This window comes from Polyangiaceae bacterium, from assembly GCA_020633205.1.
Taxonomy (GTDB): Bacteria; Myxococcota_A; Polyangia; order Polyangiales; family Polyangiaceae; genus JAHBVY01.
Window position 1 is genome coordinate 49018 of record JACKEB010000027.1, and the last position, 8507, is coordinate 57524.

The 8507-nt window shown below is 62.6% G+C and carries 8 protein-coding genes; 5 read left to right on the forward strand and 3 right to left on the reverse strand.

Translation table 11 applies throughout. From position 1 onward, the window contains the following. Positions 1-150 precede the first annotated feature (150 nt). Positions 151-1794: a hypothetical protein gene (locus H6718_36100; protein MCB9590884.1), complete on the reverse strand. Its 1644-nt coding sequence runs from the start codon at positions 1792-1794 to the stop codon at positions 151-153. A gap of 322 nt (positions 1795-2116) precedes the next feature. Between H6718_36100 and H6718_36105 the strand changes: the two genes are divergently transcribed. The 4 genes from H6718_36105 to H6718_36120 all read left to right on the forward strand — a co-directional run bounded on the left by H6718_36105 (position 2117) and on the right by H6718_36120 (position 4996). Next, positions 2117-3109, forward strand: a complete 993-nt coding sequence (locus H6718_36105; GenBank protein ID MCB9590885.1) for a flippase-like domain-containing protein — start codon at positions 2117-2119, stop codon at positions 3107-3109. A gap of 160 nt (positions 3110-3269) precedes the next feature. Continuing rightward, positions 3270-4016, forward strand: a complete 747-nt coding sequence (locus H6718_36110) for a hypothetical protein (GenBank protein ID MCB9590886.1) — start codon at positions 3270-3272, stop codon at positions 4014-4016. 112 nt (positions 4017-4128) lie between these two features. Further along, positions 4129-4305 carry a hypothetical protein gene (locus H6718_36115; GenBank protein MCB9590887.1) on the forward strand — a complete coding sequence of 59 codons (177 nt, stop codon included), beginning with the start codon at positions 4129-4131 and terminating at the stop codon, positions 4303-4305. After that, on the forward strand, positions 4298-4996 hold the full coding sequence (locus H6718_36120; protein MCB9590888.1) for a Fic family protein: 699 nt from the start codon (positions 4298-4300) through the stop codon (positions 4994-4996). Before H6718_36115 ends, H6718_36120 begins: the two co-directional genes overlap by 8 nt. A 6-nt stretch (positions 4997-5002) precedes the next feature. On the opposite strand, the gene H6718_36125 is transcribed toward H6718_36120, so the two are convergent. After that, positions 5003-7303, reverse strand: coding sequence for a glycoside hydrolase family 92 protein (locus H6718_36125; protein MCB9590889.1), 2301 nt, complete (start codon positions 7301-7303; stop codon positions 5003-5005). A gap of 47 nt (positions 7304-7350) precedes the next feature. After that, entirely contained in the window at positions 7351-8328 is a 978-nt protein-coding gene (locus tag H6718_36130; GenBank protein ID MCB9590890.1) for an alpha/beta hydrolase, read from the reverse strand. Between the two features lie 33 nt (positions 8329-8361). Here H6718_36130 and H6718_36135 point away from each other — a divergent pair. After that, a partial coding sequence (locus tag H6718_36135) for a hypothetical protein (GenBank protein MCB9590891.1) occupies positions 8362-8507 on the forward strand: 146 nt, incomplete at its 3' end.

Consider the following 8507-nt stretch of genomic DNA (forward strand, 5'->3'; position numbering starts at 1 on the left):
CCGCGGAGTCTGGAGCAAAGCAGAACCACGCGCAAGGGGAACGCGAGAAGTTTGCTCGAGCGCACCTCCGCCGCTGAGCATGACCGAGAGCGTCATGACTCCGAGCAACGTCGGCTTGGTGTCCCGTCTCCGTAGTTTTTCGGCGTCCTGCTAGAACAGGAACGTGCTGCGACCTTGAACCAAGACGCTGCGCGCCGCCTGGCCATTCTCGTCGTAGAACGCATCCCCGGGGAACAGGATGGCGCTCTCTAGATCGAAGTAGAAATGCTCTTCGAACTTCCACTGGAAGCGACCGTCGAGCTCGACGCCATAGAAGTTGCCCGGCTTACCACCGTTGTAGTTCACCAAGTCGTCTTCGATCGCGACGCCATCGCGGAAACGCAGCGACTGAATCGGATCCACGAGACCGTCCGGCGCCCAAGCCATCAGGACGCCGCCGCGGAAGAGCAGGTTGTCCTTCGGCTTCAGGTCGAACTGCGGGAAGATTGCCAGCGCGTTGGTGAATGACCCCTCGGTGTCCGTACGCTCACTCGGGAACGTCGATGCACCAAGGCGCTGTAGGAGCTCGACACCTGCAGCTGCCGTCCGGGCGCTCTCGAACGCCAAGATCCGCTCGAACATCAGCAGGCCGACATTCGTATCCTCGGAGAAAAGCATCTGAGTGAGATCCGTGCCTGGGTTGGGATCGCGATCTCCCGACGCGTAGTCGAACTCCAGATAGGCGGTCCACTTCGGTTCGTCCCAGCGTGCAACCGCGCGACCGCCCCACTGACTCACCCGCTGGCGAATGATCGGGTCACTGTTGATCAGCGCCAACGCTTCGCTGACTTCACGGGTGCGCCCAAGGATGCCGTTGCCCTCGAAGCCAATCGTGAACTTGTCGACGTTGAAGATCGTGCGCAAGCCGAGCACGTTGGTGTTCGTGTCGTACTCACTGCTCCAGCGGTGCGCATAGTTCGCCTGCACCTCAAGCGACTGCCGTTGCGTCGGCTCGGGACGCAGCATGCGCACCACGAAGCCGAGCGAGTGATAGTCGTCGCCAAACAGCTGCGGGTCGTGACCCACGACGCGATCGTAGAAGGTGATGAAGAACAGCCCTCGATCGCGACTGCGGTCTCGCTGCTCCTCAGGTTTGAACCCTTCAAGGGGTTTCGTCGCGAACAAGACGCGGTCGGTGTAGTCGCCCCGATTCGCGTAGCCAAAGCGGTTCGCGAAGCTGCGACCGCTGTTGACGAGGACGTTCGCACCGTCGCTGGTTGGCTGACGACCGATGCGCAACAGACCGATGGGCAGATTCAACTCGCCATACACATGACGGACGAACACCGCATCGTTGGGGACCAGAACGTAACCGTAGTTGTCGGGATCGAGCTGATCGTCTCCCCCGCGGAAACCCACTCCGACCTTCGCGTTGTTGGGATTCGATGCGGCGACGGTGGAACCCGTGACTGTGGAGGGGCTTCCGCCGAACGTGCCGTTGTCGCCCCACAGCGTGCCATCCAGCAGGTCCATGGAGAGCACGAAGCGAACCTTCTCTTTGTAGTCAACGCTGGTGTCTAAACGCCCGCGATGCTCCGCCCAAGACGCGCGGCGATTCTTCGTGCCGTTGAGATCGACGGGGTTCATGTACAGACCGACCGCGCGGTACTCGGCTCCAAGCTTGAGCCCGTAGTCACCAAACTCCGTCCGCTCCTGATCGGCCCTTGGATCCGGGTCCGACCACGGCTCCGTTGCGTGCGCAGCGCCCGACCACGTGCACGCCGCGACCACCAACCCCGCGTAAACTGTGCGCATCGTGAGCGACGGTACTTGAACTGTTGGTTTCGTTGAAGCTGCAACGGCCGACAGTTCGAACTTTTTGTCACCAGGTGTCAGCCGGCGCTCCTCCCCCCAAAATCCGCATGCTGCAGCTTGGTTGTTTCAAGCTAGATTTGGCTGGATCGCGTCTCCGCGCGCAGGCGCTTCACGACGTTTCAGTGAAACGCGAAGCGCACGCGTCGCGCTCCTCGACTAACACTCCACGACCACGACGCGCTGCGCTGATCCGGGGGAGACGGTGGGGGTCATGGCCTTACAGGTGCGCTATAGAGACTGCCCAGCCGCTCGTGATCCGCAAATGAGTCCGTCCGAATCTGTTCCAGCCTCGACCGGCGAGTCCGAAGACGCTCCCAATCCAGGAGGATTTCGCGGAGCGAAGAAGCCGTGGTGGCGCACGGCGCTGCCCTTCGGGTTGGCAGTCGTGTTGCTTGGATGGGTGCTGCATCGCTCGGGTTGGCAGCAGCTCAAGGGGGCGCTGGGACAGACGAATTTCTTCGTCTTTTTCCTGTTCTCCTGGGTGATGCAGATGCTGAGCCTGGTAGCTGATAGCTACGCCACGACGTACGTGTACCGCAAGACGGTGTGCCCGATTCGTTTCCGCGAGATGCTGATTATCCGCGGGGCAAGCTACCTCCCGTCGATGCTCAACCACAATCTGGGGCAGGCGTGGCTGACCTACGTGATCTCCAAGCGCTACTCGGCGCCGCTCTGGCGCGTGGCCGGTGCAACCCTGCTGGTCTATGGGACCAACCTCGCAGGGCTGCTCTTGTTGTGTGCTCTTGCGCTTCCGTTCAACGGGGACCAAGTGCCCTGGCTCGCGCCGGTAGTGGGCGTGGCGGCTCTCGGCGGATTGGCGTACTTCGCGCTACTGAAGTGGGGCGCGCGCTTCCTCTCACGCTGGCAAGCGACGGCGCCGTTGGTCGAAATCGGTGTCAGGGGACACCTCAAGGCCATTGCCGTGCGGATACCCCACGTGGGCCTGCTGTTCTTGAGCACCTGGCTCGTGTTTTCGTTCTTTGGGGTGTGGGTCCCCCCCGGGGCGGCGCTGGCCTACGTACCCGTGCTGATGATGGTGGCGGCGATGCCGCTCACTCCAGGCGCCATTGGTACTCGTGACGCCGTCGCGCTGGAACTCTTGGCCGGCTTCGCAACGGGAGAGCACGGTGTCTCGGCGATCGCCGCCACGACGCTCAGCTGGTTCGTGATGCTGAACCTCGGCGCCGCGCTCGTCTCTCCCCTCTTGATGCGCCAGGCGACGCAGCTGACAGAAGCTCCGTCTTCCTCCAAATAAGCGAACGGGCGCCGCACAAGGGCTAGGATCGGAATGGCGCGATCTGGCTCACCTGGCGGCACACTCCGTCGCGAATGTCCGCGCAAAGGGCGTCTTTCTGCGAGTCCGTGTCACCGGCACACCGCTTGCTTTTCCACACCACGAAAGCTTGGAGTCATTCATGAAGCGTGTGTTCATTCTCGTATCGTCGGCGTGCCTGGCCATCGCATGCGGTGGCAGTTCTTTTAGTGGGGGAGAGGGTGGCAGCGGTGGTGACGCTGGCACTGGCGGCAGCGGTGCTTCGGGAGGCAGCGGCGCCACTGGAGGCAACGGAGCTTCCGGCGGCACTGGTGCCCAGGGTGGCAGCGGGGCAGAGGGCGGCAGCGGCGCCGTCGGCGGCAGCGGGGCTAGCGGCGGCGCTGGTGGGATGCCGAATGAATGCCGCGTGGAAACTATGCGACAAGGGCCGTACCCGGTGACCTTCGTCTTCACGAACTCGGATCCGGGTTATCCTGTGTACATCCAGCAGGATTGCAGCCTGAACTATTCACTCTCGAGTTGTAGCGACGGCTACGTGAACGCTTTGAGTCGCTCAGGCGATTGCACGGCTTCTTGCGACAACTACCAGGGCTGCATCGCCTGTGGCGCGTGCCCCTGGAGTCGCCTGGAGGTGACGAGCAACGACTCTCTCGAGGACACCTGGGCGGGCAACGTCTACACCTTCTCCAATGCGCCTGATGGCTGCACCTGCCACGACGTGCACAGCGCTCCCGCAGGGAAATACCGCATCAGCGTCCCGCTGTATGCCACTCCAGATCCGAACACCGACGACGGCCCCGTGTACATCGTCACCCAGGATTTTGAGCTGCCAGCCACCAACGACGTCGTGTTCGTTGACGTGACCCTGCCGCTGGGCGGCGCGGAGTAGCGTCTCAGTCTCCAAAATGGATCCGAATTTCAACCAGTTAGCAGTGGCATTGGTGATTTGTGGTCTTGCTCACTCGTTCAGGTCAGACTGACTGCTCCGGAGAGCCGCCGATATGTCTGATCAACTAGAACAACTCATCGAAGCCGCCCGTTCCGTGACGATGACTGCCGAGGACCACGCACAACAACGAGAGAGTTTTGCGTTCGGCAACGCCAACATTGAGAACCAATTCGTCACTCGGGCGATTGTGAGCGAAGCAGCAGCGCAGACGCCGCCGCGCAATGACTGAGCGAGAGAGCAAGCTCAAGCCGGACGAGCCGTTCCAGGAACTCACAGAGGAGCAGAAGGCTCCACTTGAGGCACAGAATGCGATCGCCCAGTTCGATCTGCTTAAGAGTTTGGTGCGTGACGCGCTTAGCCCACCGCCACGCTTCAGGTTACGTGTCTCAACGCTAAGCAAGCTCAACGCGGTCGCGATCGAAGGATTGATGCCCTCGCCTGGCGCACTTCGGACGAAAGATATCGAGATCCGAGGCTCCGCTCATGCGCCCCCCGCGTGGCCTGAGGTTCAGGGTCTGATGGAAGAGATGTGCGACTATGTCAACGATCGCTGGGACAGCGATTCCGCGTTGCATCTCGCTTCGTATGTGATGTGGCGGCTCAACTGGATTCATCCGTTCCCGGACGGAAACGGTAGAACTTCGCGTGCTGCATCTTATCTCGTGTTGTGTGTTCGGACCGGCTACCTGCTGCCCGGCAAGGTAACGATACCTGAGCAGATCACAGCCAACAAGAGACGGTACTACCGCGCTCTCGAGCAGGCCGACGCCGCCGACGCCGCCGGCAACCTAGATCTGTCGGCAATGGAAGAGCTCCTGACGGAGTACCTGACGAATCAATTGAACCAAGTGCTCCAGGTCGCCACTGGTGTGAAAGTGAACACGCCCGTGCCACCCGGCCCCGCGTGGAACAACGACTAGGGCGTCTCAGTCTCCGACCTCGAAGTGCAGCACGTGTTCACCGCGGAGCGCGCCGTGGGTCACGAAGGGACCCTCGATGGGCGTACCGTCGAGGGTCACGCTGGTGATCGCACCTTGACGCGGATCGCGGCTCGCCTCCACCGTGAGGTCGCCTCCCGGACGGTGGACCACCACCTTCTGGAAACGGGGTGCGCCCACGATGTAGCGATCGGTGCCGCTCACCGGGTAGAGGCCCACGCTGGCGAACAGCAGCCAAGAAGACAACGTACCAGCGTCGTCATTGCCCGCCAGTCCGTCGGGACCAGTGCCGTACATCTCGTCGATCACCCAATGCACGAAGTCGCGGGTGGACGTGCGGTCACCCCAGGCTGCAAACAACCACGGAGCGAGGATATTCGGTTCGTTGCCGTGCCAGTAGTAGTTGCGCACGCCGAGCACAGGCGTTTCCTCGCGGCTACTATCGTAGAACTCGCGTAGGCGCGTCTTTGCGGCTTCTTCTCCTCCGAGCTGCTCCGCGAGCCCCGCCGGATCGTGGCCGATCATCCACAAGTACTGCCAGGCGTTACCCTCGGTGTACATATCCGACTGTACCGTGGGCAGGCCCATCGCGGCCCAGCTGCCATCGCTGTTCTTGCCGCGGAAGAAGCCACTGTCAGCGTCATATAGAGCCCGCCAACTATCAGCACGGGCGGCGAAGGTGCTGGCGTCCTCGGTCTTGCCCATGGCCTCCGCCCAATGAGCGAGCGCTGCGTCGGCGGTGGCGTACTCCTGGGTGCGGGATACAGAGCCGCTGCTCATATCCGACGGTACGAAGCCATACTGCATATACGACTCGATGCTACCGCGTCCGCCCATAGCGCCAGGTTGTTTCCCTACGGCAGATACTCGGGACAGCGCGTAAGCCTTCGCCTGGTCGAAGTCGACGCCCTTGAGCGCGCTCTCCGCGAGCACGATTTCCCCAGGGGATCCGATCATGCTGTGCACGTCGCCGTTCGCCAGCGCCCAACGCGGGATGGCTCCGCCTTGTTCTCCAAGGCGCACCAGGGAGCGCGCGAAGAGCCCGGCTTCGGGCCGCTCCGCAAGCATGAACCATGGGTGAAACGTGCGGTACGTGTCCCACAAGGAGAAATCGCTGTAGTGCTCTTCGCTTGGCTGAATGATGGGACCGAGCGGCTCGGCTTCCGTAGCCACACCCCGGGCTCGACCGTCGACGTCGCTCATCAGGCTGGGCATCGTGAACGTGTGATAGACGCTCGTGGCGACGGTCTCGGTGTCAGTCGCGTCAGCGGTGTACACCTCGTAGCCGTCGAAAATCGGCTGCCAAGCCTCCACTGCGCGGGTACGCACGCCATCGAAGTCGAAATTCGGAAGCTCGGCTTGCAGGTTCTTCTGCGCGCCTTCTGCGTCGACGAAGCTGATCGCGACCCGCAGGTAGACTTCGCGTGTGCCCGCCGGGAAGCGCGCCCAGCCCCCGACATCGATACCCGCTGCGCTTGACTCAGCTGGGTGCATGCCCGCTTCGTCCCAGACGCCGACCTCGCTTGGAGCGACGTCGAAGGTGCCCCGCATGTAGACTTCGAAGCCCCCAAAGCGATCGCTTAGATCGCCCAGGTTGTGCATCCGGGCGGAAATGTCCGAGCCGGTCAGCTGGACGTCGCCACCAGCGCTCTTGCCGTCACCCACCGTGTGTTCGGCGTCGAGCAAGACTAGCGGATCACCCGACTCAGGAAAGCTGAAGCGAAACAGCGCCGCGCGGCGCGTGGACGTGATCTCGACCTTGCGTCCACCTTCCAGGTCGACGGAGTAGTAGCCGAGCTGAGCGACTTCACCAGAGTACGTGCTCGCGTAGCCCTCCTCGGACCTCACCTCGGCCCCAAGCGCCGCACCGCTCGTGAGCACCAGCGGCATGAGCCCGAAGGTCCCGTAGTCCGCCACGCCGGTGCCGTAGGCGTGGGTCAGGCTGAAGGCCTCAATCAAGGGATCGCCGTAGTGGTAGCCGGCGCAGTGATAGAAGCCCAAGCCATCGAACTTCGCCGTATTCGTGTCGGGGCCTGCGTGAATCATCGCGAACGGCAGGGTGGGTCCGGGATAGGCAGAACCGACTCCGAACCCAACACCTCCAGTTCCGATCATTGGGTTCACCGCGGAAACGAGATCGGCTTTGGGAGGCAGCTCCGCCTCACCAGCATCGCCTCCACCGTCAACGCTCGGTTCCTGGGCACTCGGCGCGTCCTCCCCACAAGCCACCAGGCCCGAACTCAGGGCAAGCACCGAGAGAACCGCAGAAAAGCCGTATCGTCGCCTCACCTGGGCAGCATACCAAACGGCCGTTCGATAAGCACCCAGGCGATCAATCAATCGAGCTGGCCAGGCGTCCAGTCCAGCGCCCGGTTCAAGGCCGCTAGAAACGCCTCAGGGTGCTCCCGATGGGCAAAATGTCCCCCTGGAACGTAGAGCACCCGGTAGCCAGCTCGGAACATCCGGGCAGCTTGATGGAAGCGAAACGGCTCGAGGATCGGGTCATCCGCGCCCGCAATGCCCACGCTCGGAACCTCAATCGGCCGACGATGGCCTTTCGGGGGGAGAGGGGAAAGCGCCCGATAGTACCCAAGCGCCGCGTCCAGGCAGCCCGGCTGCCTGAAGGCTTCTTTCACCTCAGCGAATTCTCCGCGAGGAACCGACCAGGTCGGCGACCAACGCTGCACGAGCTCATCGATCTCAGCGAAGTCATTCTGCGCCACGCGGGCGGGAGCCCCGGAGGTACTCAAGCTGAAGAAGTGACGCACACGCCAGAGCAGCTTCAAACTGGGCTGGATCGCCCCCGGATGAGGAACCGCCGTAGTGATCAGGCGCGAAACCCGCTCGGGAACCAGCCCCGCGGCGCTGTACGCGGCGCTGGCGCCCCAGTCATGACCGACTAGAATCGCCTGCTCCTCACCAAACGCCTCGATCAAGCCGATCAGATCGCGGCCAAGCGTGTCGCTGTCATAGGCGCCGTCCTTTGGAATTTCCGTAGGGTAATACCCGCGCATGAATGGAGCCACGACCCGATAGCCGCGCTCAGCTATACGTGGTCGCAGCCAGTCCCAGGTGTGCGCCGTATCGGGAAAGCCGTGCGCAAGAATCACCAGCTTGCCTCGACCGGACTCTAGGTAGGCGAAATCAACACCGTTTGCGCGAATGCGCAGTTCTCGTTCGCGACCCACGGACCAGACGGTGCGCGCTCCGCCGAGAGCCCGCAAGCGCGAACGGGTCGCGGCGCTCGGCTGGCATGAGGCAATCTGGAGCAAGGTCTCCAGGTACTCGTATGGAAACTGCCAAACGCGAGTCATGCGCGGTTTGGGTTCGCGGTGTATTCTCCACCCATGAAGCGTGCGGTTTGGCTTAGTTTGGCTTTCTTGGGAGCGTGCGGCGGCAAGACGCTGGGCGACGGTTTTGGTGGCGAAGCGGGCAGCGGCGGCTCGAGTGGCAGCGCTCAGGGCGGCAGCGCTCAGGGCGGCAGCGCTCAAGG

What these genes read in the sequence shown, in the direction of transcription:
- H6718_36105 (MCB9590885.1), top strand. Translation starts at nt 2,117, where the DNA reads ATGAGTCCGTCCGAATCTGTTCCAGCCTCGACCGGCGAGTCCGAAGAC.
- H6718_36115 (MCB9590887.1), top strand. Translation starts at nt 4,129, where the DNA reads ATGTCTGATCAACTAGAACAACTCATCGAAGCCGCCCGTTCCGTGACG.
- H6718_36130 (MCB9590890.1), bottom strand. Translation starts at nt 8,328, where the DNA reads ATGACTCGCGTTTGGCAGTTTCCATACGAGTACCTGGAGACCTTGCTC.
- H6718_36110 (MCB9590886.1), top strand. Translation starts at nt 3,270, where the DNA reads ATGAAGCGTGTGTTCATTCTCGTATCGTCGGCGTGCCTGGCCATCGCA.
- H6718_36100 (MCB9590884.1), bottom strand. Translation starts at nt 1,794, where the DNA reads ATGCGCACAGTTTACGCGGGGTTGGTGGTCGCGGCGTGCACGTGGTCG.
- H6718_36120 (MCB9590888.1), top strand. Translation starts at nt 4,298, where the DNA reads ATGACTGAGCGAGAGAGCAAGCTCAAGCCGGACGAGCCGTTCCAGGAA.